The sequence below is a fragment of the Gracilibacillus suaedae genome (genome assembly GCF_017599345.1).
In the GTDB taxonomy this organism is placed as follows: Bacteria; Bacillota; Bacilli; order Bacillales; family Amphibacillaceae; genus Gracilibacillus; species Gracilibacillus suaedae.
Genome location: NZ_JAGFVL010000002.1, coordinates 1 through 16,835, shown reverse-complemented (window position 1 = coordinate 16,835; position 16,835 = coordinate 1). Strand labels below are relative to the sequence as shown.

Here is a 16,835-nt window from a genome sequence, read left to right as displayed (position 1 = left end):
TGCGATAAAGAAGACTTGCCGATTGGTGAAGCTAGAGGCCTAGTCGCACTTTCATTTAATCGGGCACTTGCACTTTTGTTCCTGGAGAACATATAAATGGATATGTCTAGCACTGAAAACTTTAAGCCTTTCTTATTGTTCTCTATAACTTTTAGGTGTCTTCCCTGTTATTTTCTTAAATACAGATCTAAAATGTTTCGGATCATTGTAGCCAACTAATGCCCCTACTTCAACTGTTTTTTTCACTCCACTATCAAATAGTTCTTTCGCCTTTTTTATACGAACATTCGTTAGATATTCGGAAAAGGTCATGTTGGTCTGTTCTTTAAATTCTCTCGATAAATAACTCAAACTAACATGATGCTCTTCAGCAAATTGTTGAAAAGTAATATTATTGGAATAGGCTTCTTCAACCCATTCCTTCACCTTAGGAATCAAATGTTTGGGTGCAATTTCTTTGTGAGATAGCTCTCTTGAAATATGATTCATTAAATCTACTAACCAATTCTCTAATTGATCATAGAAAACTAAAGCATCCAATTGATCGAAATACTCATCAATGTTATCAATGTTAACTACATTACTGGTCGATTGTTGCAACTTATAAATAATTGCATAATACATGTCGGCCAAAAATCGAAATAATTGTTTTTGCGGAATTTTTTTCTGTTGGATTTTATCGATTAGTTTTTTTATCTGTTCTGGAATTAACGCAAATTGATAAGTTCGAAGCTTTCTTTCCATGATTCTTACCGTATCCCACAAAGATTGAATATCTTTTTCATGCTGTTGATGATAATGATTCAAAAACGTCGACTCACCGAATAACTTCTCCTTGTTCATGCGCTTCTCTACCGCTTGATAAACTTCATGTAAACTTGTTTGATCACTCTTTATACAAGTACAAATATGCACTTGACCAAAGCGTTTTACATATTGATATAGTTCATTAATGGCTGTAGTTTCCATATATAAGTTATTTTCACTTGGTATTAACAGTACCTTTCTTTGTTCGTCTATTGAAAGAAACCAACATTGCTTATCTGCCCTAAACAAATCATTGATTTCTTCTGTTTCCATATCATTTATTTGAGAAACTGGTGCTTTCCAGTTACCTAGTAGGATATATACAAATAAAAAAGGTTGATTATCGAAGCTTTCAACATTATTATTGTTTTGCTTTATAGATTGAAACAGTAGTTTACTAATCGACCAGTGCTGTTTTTCTGCTTCTAGTTGCTTATTCTGTCGAATTTTCTCCAACATTTGATCAATCGTATTAAATAATGCTTTCTTTTTTATTGGCTTTAAAATATATTCTGCTACACCTAATTGAATTCCCTTCTTCGCGTATTCAAACGTATCATGTACCGTTAGTAATACACATTCAATACGATGATCAAATTGTTTTATTTGTTCCACCAGCTGCAAACCGTCTATTCCTGGCATCGTAATATCCGTTATAACAAGATCCGGAGTTATTTCTGACAGTTTATCAAGGGCATCCTCACCATTATCAAAAAAATAGATATTATGGTGTAATTGATAGCTTATTAATAATGTTTGTAATTCTAAAAGCGCCCAATATTCATCTTCAATGATAAACACATTCATGATGTTCCCCCCTCCAATTGCTCTTGATACGGTAATACAATGGTGACAATAGTTCCTTGTTTCTCCCTGCTTTCTATATCAATCTGATAGCGGTACCCATAGATTAAACGTAATCGTTGAGAAATATTACGTAAACCTATACCTTCCGTTTCTTTGTCCATAACGTTTTGATTTAATTTCTTTCTTGCATTGATCAATACATTCTCATTCATCCCAACACCATTGTCTTTTACACGTACGATCACATTATTTTCTTTTTTATAAGCCCTTAGCGTAATTATTCCCCCTGCTTTTATATCCCTCAACCCATGATTAACCGCATTTTCAACAATTGGCTGAATTAGTAGCTTTGGAATTAAAGCTTTATTTACTCCAAGCTCTATTTCCTTATTTAAAGTGAAACGATCTATGAAACGGTACTGCTGTATCCGCATATAATTATCAATGTGATTGATTTCTTCCTTAAGCGTTACCGTTTTATCCAAATCTTTCATGCTATATTTAAATAGGTCCGATAGAGACTCCGATATCTCTGCTACTTCTTCGACTCCTTTTACGCGGCTAATCGATTTCATTACATTTAGCGTATTATAAAGAAAGTGCGGATTTATTTGTGATTGCAAAGCAGATATTTTAGCATTTTTTTCGGCAATACTTGATTCATATACTTCTGTAATTAACTTATTAATGCTATCTAACATGCTGTTATAGACCCTTGTGAGTACATCCATTTCGGGATGTGCAGTTGGACTCATCCGATCAGTTAAATCACCTCTTTCAACCTTCCTCATCTTTTGTACCAGTGCCGTTAATGGCTTGGTAATATTGTAAGAAAGAAGATATGATATAATACCAATTACAGAAATAGCAATAAAACCACTAATCCCAATAAAAGAGAGAATTTGATTCCGTTCATATATAATGAATTCATTATCAATCAAAATAAGCGTATTCCAATTTGTGAAATCAGATCGATCATTCGCATATAAAAATGAATTCGATTGCCATGTCAATGTGCCATCCTCAGGCTTGTCATCTGTTACATCCTGTAAATCTAATCCTATCTCATGCTCACCTATTAACTCTTTTCTATGGTCAAATATGACAGACTGTTCTTCTGTTAAAACAAAAATCCTCATATGCTCCTCTAATTCCTCAACATTTTCCATCTCCAACAGCTGGTAGAAAACGTTTACATTTATATCAATTTTCATTGTTCCTATTTTATCTCTTTGGGGAATTCCATAAATATTTCGTACTAATGAAACCACATCTTTTCTCTCACCATCCAAAAGAGTCTCCTCTCTAGCTGGGAGTAAGATGAAAGTGTCCTTATCGATCTGGTCAAGGTCATCCATCCACACTTCTTTAGTTGTTTGATACCTTACTTCCATATCTCCACTCTGATGGTAATCAAAAAGTGTTCCATTCGTGGTATAAATGGTGATTCCTTCGATATCTGAGCGTGGATATACTTGATTAAATAATCTTGGATACATGTTATTTCTAATGTTGATATCATTATACAATATATGTTGCTCTTCATAATCAGAGAGTGTATCTTGTATCAAAGAATCTGTAAAAATAGCTAATGAAAGACGGTTAATATCCTGAAAATACATATCAATTGTCCTTGAGAACTGTGTTGATAACACTTTAGACATCGATTGGGTCTGATTTCTCATTTCATTTACGTTAGTCAGATACATGACTACACCAACAATCGTAATAACAACTACATAAACGCTTGCAAAAATGATAAATATTTTATTTCTAATTGGTAAAGAACGGAAAAAAAATTTCATGTCGTCCTCCGTGAAAACGTTTTATCGATTGCGCTAATTATAATTCTATTTTTAATTTGTTTCAATATCATTTTTAAATCAAGCTGTTACCTATTGACTTCTCCACCCTATTTTTGTAAACTTTGGTTAACTAAATACGAAAGGGTGAGCCTTGGGCCAATGAAGTTATAATCCTATTCTCTCATAATATTTTCATAAAGAACGTCATTCCACACACGGGATACGTATGTCTTTATGCGGAATATTCAGGATAGGATTGATACTCATTGACCGGCTCAGACATAAGGATACTTCCATCAATATCCTTATACATATTTGCCTTTCATACGGTATTACCTCCTATTCTGAATGTGAATAAGGAGGCTTTTTGTTGTCTCCGAACAGAAATGGAGTGAATGTTATGTTACTACAAGCTAAGAATCTTATGATCTCTGTGGAAGCAACAACGCTATTAGAGGTTGATGTTTTGGAAATATTCGAAGGCGACCGAATTGGCCTTGTTGGAAAAAACGGGACTGGCAAAACAACCTTATTGCACACACTAGCTGGGGAATGGACACCTGAGAAAGGAGCGGTTACACACTACGGGACAGTTGATCTCCTGCCTCAATTAAAAGCAGCTGATGGTTATAAAAGTGGTGGGGAAGTTACCCAAGACTATATCCAAAGAGCTTTTTCTAATCAAAGTAGTATCTTATTAGCCGATGAACCGACTACCCACTTAGACACAAACCATATCGAATGGGTAGAAAATACGTTAAAACACTGGCAAGGAGCTTATGTTATCGTCTCACACGACCGTGCTTTTTTAGACGCAGCTTGTACGAAAATATGGGAAATCGATCAGAGGATGTTACATGAATATAAAGGTAACTACCAACAATTCAAAGACCAAAAAGAACAGGTCCTTCTTCAGCATCAACAGGAATATGAAAAATATCAAGCCAAGAAGCAGCAACTAGAAAGAGCTTTAACACTAAAATCAGAAAAAGCGGAAAGAGCTACCCAGAAACCGAAAAACACAAGTGCTTCTGAAGCAAAAATAACAGGGGCCAAACCCTATTTTGCCAAAAAACAAAAGAAACTACAACAAACAGCCAAAGCGATTGAAACCCGACTGGAAAAGCTTGAAAAAGTAGAAAAACCTTTCGAAGAAACACCGATTAAAATGGATTTACCCAATCAAGAAAAATTGTCTGGCAAGGTACTTATTCGGGTGGAGAATCTAAATGGTAAAGCAGGCAATCAACTGCTATGGAAACAAGCCAATTTCCTTATAAAAGGCGGTGATAAGCTCGCCATTATTGGAGCGAACGGAACTGGTAAAACAACTTTAATCAGGAAAATTCTTCATGATGAAGAAGGTGTCCATCTTTCTTCCGCTTGTAAAATTGCTTATTTTAAACAAGACTTATCGGTTTTAGATCCTGAACTTTCGATTTTGGAAAATGTACAAGAAAGTTCGTTTCACAATGAAACATTAATCCGAACTGTCCTTGCTAGACTCCATTTTTATCGCGATCAAGTTCATAAGAAAGTGGGTGTTTTAAGTGGCGGCGAACGTGTTAAAGTAACTCTTGCAAAGCTTTTCCTTAGTAATAGCAATACATTGGTCTTAGACGAACCTACCAACTTTCTCGATTTAGAAGCAATGGAGGCACTGGAAAAATTGCTTACAGAATACGAGGGTACCGTCATTTTCGTTTCTCATGATCGTCGATTCGTTGAAAAAATAGCAACAAAATTGATCACTATCGAAGAACAGCAGGTTACTTACTTCGATGGAAATTTGCAACAGTATAAAAATCGGGAACAGGCACCTGTTAAAGATGACCATGAAGAGCAATTGCTGATCATTGAGACAAAAATAACAGATGTTTTAAGCAGGTTAAGTATCGAACCATCAAAAGCACTTGAAAAAGAATTCCAACAATTGTTGAATGAAAAGCAACGATTATCAAAGAAGCACTGACCTTATAGTCAGTGCTTCTCTAGTTTAATCGAACTTGTATGAATCTTTATAAAAACAAGCAATGCTAAAAACACTAATATAGAACCAGAAAAGAATGGAATGAGAAAGGATAGCCATTGTGTCATGACATACACAAAGGTTAAACTAAGCATTCCTAGTGACATCGACAATAGCGGATGTCCGAACATGATAATTCCTACCTGCTTTAATAACTGGCGCACTCTGCTTTCGATCGTTACCGCGCCTGAGAGTACATGTAAATTATAAATAAGCGCAAAAAAACCAAGGACAATAAAGACATAAGATAAAGTAATGTTCCCTGTTTCCATTACATAGAAAAAATCAAGCAACAAAACAGCCCAAAAAACTGTAGATATTACGCCTATTTTCATGCTCTTCTTATAACTTCCTCTGTAATATCGCCAAAAATCACTTAAGAGCTTGACATCTTCCTTTTTAATAAATTGATGTACAACCGAAAATAATGCAATAGTAGATGGGAAGAACACGAAAGGTGATAACATTATTAGTAGCCCAAATAATACTACTATCACCCCTATCTCATCTGCCATTAACAAATTCAACGCAATAAAGAAAATTGGTATATTAGACACCGTCCAAATAATATTAGCAAGCGAAAATTTATAGATCCAATCAGCAATCACATAAAATCTACCCATTATCCCTGAATTTTGCATGTTCATCACCTTTCTATTTAGAAAAGAAACGCAAACTTTGTTGTGCAGACAACTGTATCTGATAATATGATTTTCCTAACTCAGATGTTGAGATTTTTCCGTCTCCTTCCCATTCATATTTTAGGCAAGAAGGTAACCCTAATGTAATAGTTGTTTCATGCTCTGCTTTTAAGACGGTAGAAAATGTACCTTTTAATAAATCCCAACGAAAGCTTATAGTACCCGTACAGAAGTGAAATGTATCCACTTTCCCTGATTTCCAATCATCGGGTAAAGCTGGCAAAAGCTTCACCATTGTTGGCGACACATAGATCAACATTTCCTGAATGGCGTTTACGATACCTAAATTAGCATCCATTTGTACTGGCGCATAGTCGACTTCCATCGTCAACCCCATATTACGCCAATCATTATGGACTGTATAAAAGTTATTTAATAAACAGGATCTTGAAAGGTGCTCGAGGCAAGTATGTGCACTTTCGGCATCTTGTAACCTCGCATAAATACTTGCCATATGAGCAAAGGACCAGCTTGTTTGTGCTCCTAATTTCCTTTGTTGAACCGCTCTTCGAAATGCTTCGAATAGCTGTCCTTCTTTTTCTTTTACTAATTCCCGTCCAGGAAAAATCGGATAAATATGGGAAAGATGGCGATGTTCATGATTGTCTTCAAATTGATGACTCATCCATTCCTTGATTGTTCCATCTTGGTTCACCTGATAAGGCGGAATTTTTTCAAGCATTTTCTGCCAAACCGGTCGTTCCTGTTGATACATCGAAACAATCAAACTACCTTCTATCAGATTAGTTAATAGCTCTTTCATCACCGCAAAGTCCATCGTAGCATTCACTGCTGTTGGCATTGGATGGGCAACTGGCTCACTACTTTCAGGCATGAAATTTACAGGAGTATTCTCTGGTGATACGGAAGGATAATACTGATAATAGCCATCCGCTCTTACTTTTAAGAAATCCTGATAAAAATCCGCTATTTCTTTCATAAAAGGTAATGCTTTCTGCTTTAAATATTCCTCATCTCTATTGAATTGATAATATTGATAAAAATGCTGCGCTAACCATCCAGCAGCAGCAGTCCAATTCATAATAACAGGTACCAATTGATTAGGTTTCCCAATGCCTGGCGTTGTCCCTGCAGGTATATAGATGCCTCGACAGCCAAATAACTTTTTCGCATTATCACGAAAATCATCCATCAAAGATTGATAATAATCCATGAAAGCAAGGTTGAATTCTGACAAACCACCTACTGAAGTATGCCAGTACATCATCTGAATATTCTCATTAGCCATCCGATGACTCCACATTAAGTGGTAATCTCCATGCCACAATCCATACATCGAAAAGGGTTGACCACCTACTTTAGTACCTGAAATAAATAAGTATCGACCAAACGACCATAATTTCTCATAGAGCCTTGCCGTAGCTTCTTCCCCACTATAGGTATCTAAAAGTAACACTTCATTTGACCATTCCTCTTGATCATCTGTAAGTTGTAACGTGGATGAAAAATACAGCGGCTGATAAATTTGTACGTGATTGTCTAATAGTTGCTGATAAGTTACAGTCACATTAGCTAGCTCATCTTTTAATACTGGCCATTGTAATGAGCTACTCGATTGCACAAAGACTTTTATCAGTACTAATAGACTATCAACTTTCGCACAACGTAATTTTCCTTGATCTGTGATCACCTCCCCATCCTCTGCTATTACTCTAGCCACTGCCCCAAACTCTGTATCATCCTCATTCGTAACTTTATAGAATAGATAATTGTCATCTGTATACAATTCCACTGTATCAGCTAATTCATTGTGTCTTTCCTTCATATTTGGTGAATTAGTCGGATGTAAGGAAAAATTTAATACTGCATCAATTGCATTAGCTTTATTAGAGCTAACTTGGTAAACAATCAAATTGTCAGAACGAGAAACAAACAGATCTCTCGTAAACGTTGTATCACGTTCGGACCATGTAACACGGACTTCACCTGTCTCCATGTTAATGCCTCTCCTATAATGACTAAATCCTTTGTCACACGGCATCTCCAGTTGAAAATCTACAAGTGGTAACGGACATGCTAACTTAGAATAATAGCCTTGTTTCTTTATTTCATTTGTTAAATGCCAATTTGCTTTTTGAAATTCTCCTTCCTTCATCAAAGCTCGAGTCTCTGTTAAAGTGTGACTAACGTCAGGTAATTCTCCTTTTACACCCATATGCCATAATTGGGAGTGATTGATTAAAATGGTCTCTTTTTTGATCGATCCATATACCGCTGCCCCTAGTTCACCGTTTCCTGCTGGCAAGGCCTCACGCCACAAGTTTCTCCACCATGAAGCAGGATATTGTAAGACAAGCTTATTTCGATCAGGCACATTATGAAACAAACTATCCCCTCCTTTGACCGACACTAAATGTAGACTTGAAAACCTTCCGCCTGAACATTCCACTTGCCGTTTTTAGGGAATCCCGGATAAATTTCACCATTATGACCATCCCATCCTGCTATCATCATCGCAATAGCAATTAACAATCCGCCATTCCCAGGCAAGTATGCTGTCAGACCTGGTCGTTGATAGTTATGTCCATTAACTAAATGCGTGTTTTTCACGGCATCCATTAATAAAAAGTCGATAGCAAGTTCTGCCTCCCCTAGCCGTGTAGCTGTCATGGCACACATCGGGAAATCCCACCCCCAGGCAGTATCCCATTGCCAATCGTTTTTCACCTTTAATAAAGTTTTTTTCATTGTTACCTTATCTATCAATCTCCCTGGTAAAATACCAAATGCCGCCACCATTGAAGGATGATCATGTTTTTTCTCGGTAAAGGTATTGTCGCAATTCTCATGTGCTAGATAAACGCCATCTTTTTCTCGAGGTTGTTTTAAATGATCGGCAACATGTATCCATTTTTCATTAGGGGGAGTCCCTAATCTTTTCGCCCAGTTTATTGCTGTTTCCAGTCCATATTTCCAATATTCAAGTTCATACGGAGGGTTCTTAGAATCCTCCATTCGGTGACATTCTTGTGCTGGAATAAGAGGTGGTCCTAAAACATAAACTCCTTCCTTATCATTCCAACTTGCAAAGTCAGCCATGAAATCTGCTGATTCGTAAACTACCGCTTTATATTGATTCAGTACTGCTAAGGATTTATCATCACGATAGATTAATTCTGCTAACATGATTGGGTGTGGCTGTTGCCAAATAAGTCCTGGAGCTACAGGCGATGGACTTTGCTTACCATCTATTCCTACCATTTTAGGCCATCTTGCACCTTGATACCCTTGTTGAAGGGCTATTTCTTGTGCGATTGGTAAAATAGCTTCGTACCATTGCAAGCTTTTGTTTAATTTGTCTGCTCTTCCCCATAGTGGAAAATGAGCACTGTGCCACCAATGCATTTCCAGGTGGGCTTTACCAAACCAACTATTGTACATCAGTCCTGTTTCCTGCGGAGGAATTGCTCCACTACTGTGAATGGCAGTTAAATACTGAGATAAAATAATTCGACGTTCTAATTCATCTGCTCTTGTATCGGTACTTCCCTCAAAAGTAACAAAAGCGCCCTGTTGCCAAAAATTTTCCCAATATTGCTGAGAAGCCTTGATCATTTTTGTTACTGAATTCACTTCTGAAATTTTATTCGGGCTGAATGTGACAGTAAAGCTGTATTCACTTCGATCACTAGGTGGAATTAATTGATATTGATACGCACTTCGTTGCAAAAAACTCGCATTATTTTTCTCCCATCGGACATAATAACTATCCTCATCCAATACTCGTTTTAGAAGAACGACATCATCGTTATTATCGATTTCAACAGTTTGACGCCTTTCAGGTTGATCCCAATTTAAGTTAGTTGCTTTTGCCCAACTATTATGACTAACATCGGGCGATGGGAAGGATTGAACGATTTGTAGCTTCCTAGTTGTTAATAAGGCAGACGATATATGAACACCGATTGAATCAGAAGTTGGATCACAGACTGTTTTGACGACCACCTCTTGATCCTCTACAACATATCGACTGGTGATGATTCCTGACCAAAGATCTAGCTCTTGGTTAATATCTGTAACAGCCGCTACATCCACTTCATTTTGATCTTCATCTAAAAATCGAAAAGAAATTTGCCCTAACTGAACTCGATGAGGGTTTTGTCTTAACCAATGGTAAGCCTCTTCTTTATTGCCTAGCTTCATAGGATAAGGAACCTCTCGATCGTAATGCTCAAACAGTTGGTATTCTATATCCCTTTCGTTATATAAATCTTTCCCTCTACTATAATGCCATCCCCAGTTTGACTGAGTTCCTAAAGGTGTTTCATATAGTTGGGGAAATGTTTGTAAACCAGTAAAATCAACACTAAAGCCAAACTCGCTATTCCCAATCGATAATGGTGATAAGGATTCTATTTGATGAATTTTGGGATTATGTTTTTGCACAACACTTTTCCTGTCCATATCCGTTACCTCCTTATTAATATGCTAGTCATTCTGCATTTAACTTTCTATATTTACCTGGAGTCATCTCTTTATATTCTCGGAACTTTCGTATAAAACTATTTTCATGCTGATAACCAACCTCTAATGCAATATCCGCTATTCTCTTATCTGTTTTAGTTAATAACTCTTGCGCACGCTCCATTCTCAGTTTGGTAAAGTAACCATAAATAGTATCATCCATCTCCTCTTTAAACCACTGACTAGCAAGACTTACACTAACACCAACAGATTCGGCTATTTCTGGAATACCGATCGGTTCACCTAAATGTACATTCATATACTGAATCATTTTTCTACACATAACATATCTTTTCGAATCATTTAGTTTCTTAATATTTTCAATTCTTTCTGAGATTCTTTCCTTAAATAAGTTAGCAACATCTTCTAGACTCATAGTGCGAATTTCTTCTGCAGTACGGAAAGTAGCATGTGCAATATTTTTGTTTTCGGTGAAAATAACTTTTCTTACTTGTTCAATAAAATAAAAGGCTAGCTCTGGACTAATATTACTTTTATAAAATAACTGAAATAATGTAGTCACATCATCAATCGATTGCATGGGATTTTCGAGTGTAATGGATTTCACTAGACAGTCCATTTTTTCGATATTTGTTTCTTTATCTTCTTGAATTTGATCAACCTTTGTATAAATATTTCCATACCCATCAAACAGACGGTATTGCAGTGCCTCCTCCGCTTCATTCATAGCATTCTTTAGCTCTTGAAACAGAACACCTGTCTGATTGAGTCCAATGGAAACAGAGAATCCTAAGATGTTCTTTATGTGTGTAAGCGCTATCTTTAAATGGTTTATGACGTCGACTTTTCCTTCTAAATGCTGGATAATGATAATCATCTTATCATTGCCAATATCAACCGTCTCTACGGCAAAATGAGTCGATAATACCTCAGTAAGAATATTTGCCATCCCCGACTTGACCACGGAACGATAATTACCAGCTACACTTTCTTTCCAAGAAGGATAATTATCGATCGATACAACTAATAATTGAATATTATCTTCTTGCCATTCTTTAAAATAAGCTTGCCACTTTTCTTTCTGCTCGGTTCTGTTTGTTAATCTGCCAATATATATGTCATATAAAAATTTTGATTTCGCTTCATACTTCACTTTTTTTATTAATTGGGATAATTGCGCATGATCACTGACCAAGTCATCTATGATATCTTCTAAATGAAGTAAATCTCGTCTATACAGAGGGTCATCATCAACTGAAAACAGTTCTTTCATTCGTCTTATAGGTTTTAATTCAACAGAATTGATAAAGAATATAGCGATGGCGCCAATGATAAGTGCAATTAAAGATACGGTAAAAACTACATCACGTACTGTTTTTGACTTAGCCAGTATACTCTCCTGCGATACAACAGACACATATTTCCATCCGGTGAATTCCGATTCCATTTGATTAGCAAGTAATATCTTATCATTATACGTAATATCACTTAAATTTCCTTTGCTCACCTCTTCATTAACATACGATACAGTTTCTATATCAAACGTATGATTTTTAGTTGTATGTAGAATCGTATTATTTTGATCTAAAATAAATTGCATGCTATTAGATGGTGGCTCAATAGATGATCTTAAACTGGAAAACAATTCTCGCTGATTAAGGTTAATCGCAACAATCCCCATTGTTTCCCCCTGCAAATTTATCTTACGAAATAAGGAAATATTGGATCCTTTATACTTCGCACCTTCTGGCAAATTACGATATTTAACAATTCTTGCTGTATCAGCATTAAATTCATCAATCACACTAGTCCACTCTGCATCGTTAAAAGTTGTACTGCTAGAGCTGAAGCCTTGCGGAATGGCAACAAAGCTATCACTGTTCACATTATAAATATAAATACTTTGAATAAATGAGGAATTTTTTGTAATGGTAGCTAGCTTATCATAAATCTCCTTAATATTTTCATAGGAGTTTTGTGATTGGTTCATTAAAAAACGATATACATTATTATCTAATGCTAATTTAACAGCGATTTGATCGGATTCGATTAAATATTCATCAATATAATTCATGTTTATTTTTAGCATTTGGTGCTGCGGTTCATTTAATTCTTGTTGTAATATGTCCTTGGAAGTATGATAAGAAGAAAATCCTACCGTTAGTATAATAAAAATAATAGGCACCATTAAGATTAGCAGCAACCTTACTTGTGTATTAGAAAGATTTTTTCTGAGTATCCTCTGTATTTTAACCGGGAGAAACTTTGACATGAACCCACCCGCTTTCTATGTCCGAGCTTATTTCTCTTCATTATATGAAACTTCTATCTTTAAAATAACTCTACTCCCCCTCAGCTAGAAGAGGAGGAGTAGCACATTTTATTTAGCTGTTTCGTACCATTCCTGAACGCGCTGTGTTACTTCCTCGCCTCCGGATTGATTCCATTTTTCAACAAATTCATCGAATTTGTCGATCGACCATTCGCCTATTACAATTTTGGTTAAATATTCTTGGAATAACTTATGGGACTGAATATCTGGATAGTTATCATAAACCGTACTTGGTAATCCATCACCCGCAATTCTCCTTGCATCTGCTTTACTTACTTCAAAAATATCCCTTACCATTTGCTGCTCATCTTCAGGGAATGAGTTATCAATTCTAACATCCATCGATTCTTCTGTTGTTAAATTAAGCATTCCCAAGGCAATTGGCTTATCATCTGATGAAGGTAATAATTGCTTTTCTCCATCTACTACTTCATGTTGGACTCCCTCGATACCATACTGAACGAAATCCGCATTTTCAGGATCATAGAAGAAATCCAGTAATTTCAATGCATTAGCAGCGTTATCTTCCGATGCAACAGGAATCATCCACTCTGGTTCACCCATGCTTTTTTGTGTAATATACCCTTCAAAACCATCTACTTCAGGAAGAGGCATACCAACTACATAAGCATCTGGTGCTCCTTCTTTCATTGCCAGGTACCGCTCATGTAAATTGGCTGGGAGATGATACCAACTACCGACTAAATTATTATTAATTTTAGCCGTCCATACATCCCCCTTGTTTAGAAACGTCTCATTATCTAATAATTCTTCTTCATAAAGCTCTCTAATAAATGCAATAGCTGCTTTCATATTCTCTGAAGTACCAGCATAATTAATTTCCCCATCATAAATATCCCACTCCGGGTAACCTTCCCACATTGCTACACCAAACATAGCGAATAAATGATCCATCCATCTGCCAAACTCCCTGCCAGTTGTAGGTAGCTCATCCTGCTCACCATTTCCATTTGGATCCTGATCACGGAATGCTATTAACATTTCTTTATACTCGTCTAGTGTTTGTGGCATATCCATACCAACTTCATCTAGCCAGTCCTGTCTCAATAAAGCTGCACGCTCAGGGATTAAATACACTTTAGGAACATAATATATTTTTCCGTCTGGAGATGCAGATCTAACAATATTCCATGCCTCCTCAGGGATTCTTTCCCACACATTTGGCGCGTATTCCGGTAGCAGGTCATCTAATGCTAAGGCGCCTCCTTGTTCGATCAGTGTTTGTTCCACCCCGCCAATCGGCCTCAAAATATCAGGGAAATCTTCTGAAGCGATCATGAGATTAATATACTCAGCTGGTTCTGAACCTGGTGGTGTTGACAGCAACTCATACTCCACACCCGTTTTTTCTTTAATATATTGCACATGTGGATCATCACTGTCAGGGATCGTACCTTTGCCCAAATGGCTTTTAAACACGCTTACAGTTGTAGCTTCCTCACTTTCTTCTGTTTCCAATTCATCATTTTCTTCATCTTGACTAGCTGTATCTTCACTATCGGAACATGCTGTTACCAACACCAAAATCAACAATCCTACAGAAAATAATAAGAAATGATAATAACGTTTTCTCATCCTGTCTTACCTCCCCATTTTTAATTAATTATTCTTTTAACGAACCTAGTACCGCTCCTTTTACAAAGTACTTTTGTAAATATGGATAAACTAATACAATAGGAACCGTAGCAAAAATAATGGTTGCAGCTTTTAAAGTGGTTGTGTTGAAATCAAAGTCACCCATTATTAAATCTACTGCTGCAAGCTCTTCTTCTGATGTAAAAAATGCCCGTAAACGCATTTGTAAAGGCCAAAGAGTCGGATCCCTTAAAAATAGCACTGCTGTCTTAAAGGTGTTCCAATAACCTACGGCATAGAAAAGGCTAATGGTGGCCAGCACGGGTTTTGATAACTGCAAATAAATCTGAAACAATAAACGAAATTCATTACAGCCGTCAATTTTGGCAGCATCATCTAGATCAGAAGGAATCCCTAAAAAGAACGTTCGCACAATTACCATATTAAATGTGCTTATTAATCCTGGAATGATTAAAGCCCAGATCGAATCCATCAGCCCTACCTCTCTTACGGTTAAAAAGAAAGGAATCATCGGTGCATTAAAAATCATCGTAATGACCATCATTAGCATAATCGGCTTCCGCAAAAGAAAGTCTTTCCTTGATAATGGAAACGCTGTCAAAACTGTAAACAGCATACTTAGAAATGTCCCGACTATCGTAATAAATACTGTTACACCAAAAGCTCTCCATAACACTTCATTTTGGAGAATGTGTTCCCATGTAGCCAATGTAAAATCAACAGGTATTAAGAAAACTTGTTTTGAATCGGCAGCAATCGGCGAACTAAACGAAACTGCCAGTAATTGCAACAATGGAGCAATCATGGTCGATGCTAATACGATTAATAAAGTATAATTAAATATTTGAAATAATCTTTCTCCAACAGATTGTTTCATTTACCACAACCCCTGTTCTGATTTTCTTGCAAGCCTATTGAATATCCACAACAGAGCGAAACCTATAACAGACTGAAACAGACCAATTGCCGTTGTTAAGCTATATTGCCCTTGGAGAACCCCTGCTCGATATACATAAGTTTCAATAATATCCCCCACAGAATAGGTCATTGGCGTTAACAAGTTAAAGATTTGGTCAAAACCTAACTCCAAGAAGTTACCGATATTTAATAAAAACAGTACAGAAATAGTAGGTAACAGTAAAGGGAGTGTAATGTAAATAGTTTGTTTAAATCGACTGGCACCATCGATCACCGCTGCTTCATAAAGGCTTGGATTAATCGCAGTTATTGCAGCCAAGTAAATAATGGTCCCCCAACCAACTTCCTTCCAAATTCCAGAAATAATGACAATCGTTCTAAAATATGCTTCTTCTTGCATGAACAGAATTGGCTCGAATCCTAACATCTCTCTAATGGCATTAACTATCCCCTGATTTGCTAATAACTCAAAGACAATTCCACCTACAACAACCCATGATAAGAAGTGTGGCAGATAGAATAAACTTTGCACTGTCTTCTTAACAATTAATAACCTTATTTCATTAAATAATAATGCTAAAATAATCGGTGCCGGAAACTGAAATATCAATTGATACAAAGCAATTAATGCTGTATTTCTCAATACTTCATGAAAATCTTGATAGTGTAGTAAAGTTTTGAAGTTCTCTAGACCAACCCATGGACTTGCAAATATGCCTTTAAAGATTTGAAAATCCTGAAAGGCTATTACACTCCCCATAAGTGGGATATACTTAAAGACAATGTAATAAATAATCCCCGGCAAAATCATCAGATATAACATCCAATGTCTTCGTATATTTTTGATAAGGCCATTTTGAAGTAAGCGATACCAAAATCCAGTTCTCTGCGTCCCTACTTGTTCACTTCTTATATGTCCATCCATGCACTCCCCCCTTTCTTGTCTTCAATAAAATCATATCGCGAATCTCATTAAATAAACAATTAGCCATTTCCACAATAACTATTCAATTCTTATCAGAAGGCAAAATCTATAAATTGTTTAGGTTATGTTGCTTTTGTTTGTTCTAATTAGAAAAGCGCAAAGCGCTCGCTTAGAAACGTAGCGACTGGAGCGAATCAACTGAGATAAAGGAATCACGGTGAGTTTACGAACCGATGATGACTTATCGTAGGGCGATTCGTGAAGTCGCCTAGGTTCTGGGTACTTGGAGCTAGACAGGCCCCCAATTTTATACTTTCTTTCCTAATAAGAAAAACCGGGAAAGCCCACCCGGTCCTTTTCATTGACCAAAATAATATATCGATGGTATAAAGTAGTTATTTTGAGATGGATATTGGGCGTAACAACCGCTACGGCTTGCCCACTTCGC

At 36.5% G+C, this 16,835-nt stretch carries 10 protein-coding genes; 1 reads left to right on the top strand and 9 read right to left on the bottom strand.

The features are described 5' to 3' along the window. Positions 1-132: 132 nt before the first annotated feature. Both J5J03_RS00105 and J5J03_RS00100 read right to left on the bottom strand, forming a co-directional pair. Positions 133-1,614 (bottom strand): response regulator transcription factor, encoded by a 1,482-nt coding sequence (locus J5J03_RS00105; protein WP_208585515.1) that lies wholly within the window; start codon positions 1,612-1,614, stop codon positions 133-135. Next, positions 1,611-3,419: a sensor histidine kinase gene (locus J5J03_RS00100; RefSeq protein ID WP_208585514.1), complete on the bottom strand. Its 1,809-nt coding sequence runs from the start codon at positions 3,417-3,419 to the stop codon at positions 1,611-1,613. Before J5J03_RS00100 ends, J5J03_RS00105 begins: the two co-directional genes overlap by 4 nt. 400 nt (positions 3,420-3,819) lie before the next feature. Between J5J03_RS00100 and J5J03_RS00095 the strand changes: the two genes are divergently transcribed. Next, positions 3,820-5,391, top strand: a complete 1,572-nt coding sequence (locus J5J03_RS00095; protein WP_208585533.1) for a Vga family ABC-F type ribosomal protection protein — start codon at positions 3,820-3,822, stop codon at positions 5,389-5,391. Positions 5,392-5,399: 8 nt separating this feature from the next. Here J5J03_RS00095 and J5J03_RS00090 read toward each other — a convergent pair whose 3' ends face one another. The 7 genes from J5J03_RS00090 to J5J03_RS00060 form a co-directional block, all read right to left on the bottom strand. Then, the gene (locus J5J03_RS00090) at positions 5,400-6,089 is read right to left on the bottom strand and encodes a YesL family protein (RefSeq protein WP_208585513.1); all 690 of its coding nucleotides are present in this window, start codon (positions 6,087-6,089) and stop codon (positions 5,400-5,402) included. Between the two features lie 13 nt (positions 6,090-6,102). After that, on the bottom strand, positions 6,103-8,496 hold the full coding sequence (locus J5J03_RS00085) for a glycosyl hydrolase family 95 catalytic domain-containing protein (protein WP_208585512.1): 2,394 nt from the start codon (positions 8,494-8,496) through the stop codon (positions 6,103-6,105). A 23-nt stretch (positions 8,497-8,519) separates the two neighbouring features. Continuing rightward, on the bottom strand, positions 8,520-10,574 hold the full coding sequence (locus tag J5J03_RS00080) for a glycoside hydrolase family 65 (protein ID WP_208585511.1): 2,055 nt from the start codon (positions 10,572-10,574) through the stop codon (positions 8,520-8,522). A gap of 28 nt (positions 10,575-10,602) precedes the next feature. Then, the gene (locus J5J03_RS00075) at positions 10,603-12,867 is read right to left on the bottom strand and encodes an AraC family transcriptional regulator (protein ID WP_208585510.1); all 2,265 of its coding nucleotides are present in this window, start codon (positions 12,865-12,867) and stop codon (positions 10,603-10,605) included. Positions 12,868-12,975: 108 nt separating this feature from the next. After that, the gene (locus J5J03_RS00070) at positions 12,976-14,523 is read right to left on the bottom strand and encodes an extracellular solute-binding protein (RefSeq protein ID WP_208585509.1); all 1,548 of its coding nucleotides are present in this window, start codon (positions 14,521-14,523) and stop codon (positions 12,976-12,978) included. Positions 14,524-14,551: 28 nt separating this feature from the next. After that, positions 14,552-15,421, bottom strand: a complete 870-nt coding sequence (locus J5J03_RS00065) for a carbohydrate ABC transporter permease (RefSeq protein WP_208585508.1) — start codon at positions 15,419-15,421, stop codon at positions 14,552-14,554. Continuing rightward, complete coding sequence (locus J5J03_RS00060) at positions 15,422-16,285, bottom strand: ABC transporter permease (protein WP_231710529.1); 864 nt, start codon at positions 16,283-16,285, stop codon at positions 15,422-15,424. Positions 16,286-16,835: the final 550 nt, after the last annotated feature.

What these genes read in the sequence shown, in the direction of transcription:
- J5J03_RS00065 (WP_208585508.1), bottom strand. Translation starts at nt 15,421, where the DNA reads ATGAAACAATCTGTTGGAGAAAGATTATTTCAAATATTTAATTATACT.
- J5J03_RS00105 (WP_208585515.1), bottom strand. Translation starts at nt 1,614, where the DNA reads ATGAATGTGTTTATCATTGAAGATGAATATTGGGCGCTTTTAGAATTA.
- J5J03_RS00100 (WP_208585514.1), bottom strand. Translation starts at nt 3,419, where the DNA reads ATGAAATTTTTTTTCCGTTCTTTACCAATTAGAAATAAAATATTTATC.
- J5J03_RS00060 (WP_231710529.1), bottom strand. Translation starts at nt 16,285, where the DNA reads ATGTTATATCTGATGATTTTGCCGGGGATTATTTATTACATTGTCTTT.
- J5J03_RS00090 (WP_208585513.1), bottom strand. Translation starts at nt 6,089, where the DNA reads ATGCAAAATTCAGGGATAATGGGTAGATTTTATGTGATTGCTGATTGG.
- J5J03_RS00075 (WP_208585510.1), bottom strand. Translation starts at nt 12,867, where the DNA reads ATGTCAAAGTTTCTCCCGGTTAAAATACAGAGGATACTCAGAAAAAAT.
- J5J03_RS00080 (WP_208585511.1), bottom strand. Translation starts at nt 10,574, where the DNA reads ATGGACAGGAAAAGTGTTGTGCAAAAACATAATCCCAAAATTCATCAA.
- J5J03_RS00070 (WP_208585509.1), bottom strand. Translation starts at nt 14,523, where the DNA reads ATGAGAAAACGTTATTATCATTTCTTATTATTTTCTGTAGGATTGTTG.
- J5J03_RS00095 (WP_208585533.1), top strand. Translation starts at nt 3,820, where the DNA reads ATGTTACTACAAGCTAAGAATCTTATGATCTCTGTGGAAGCAACAACG.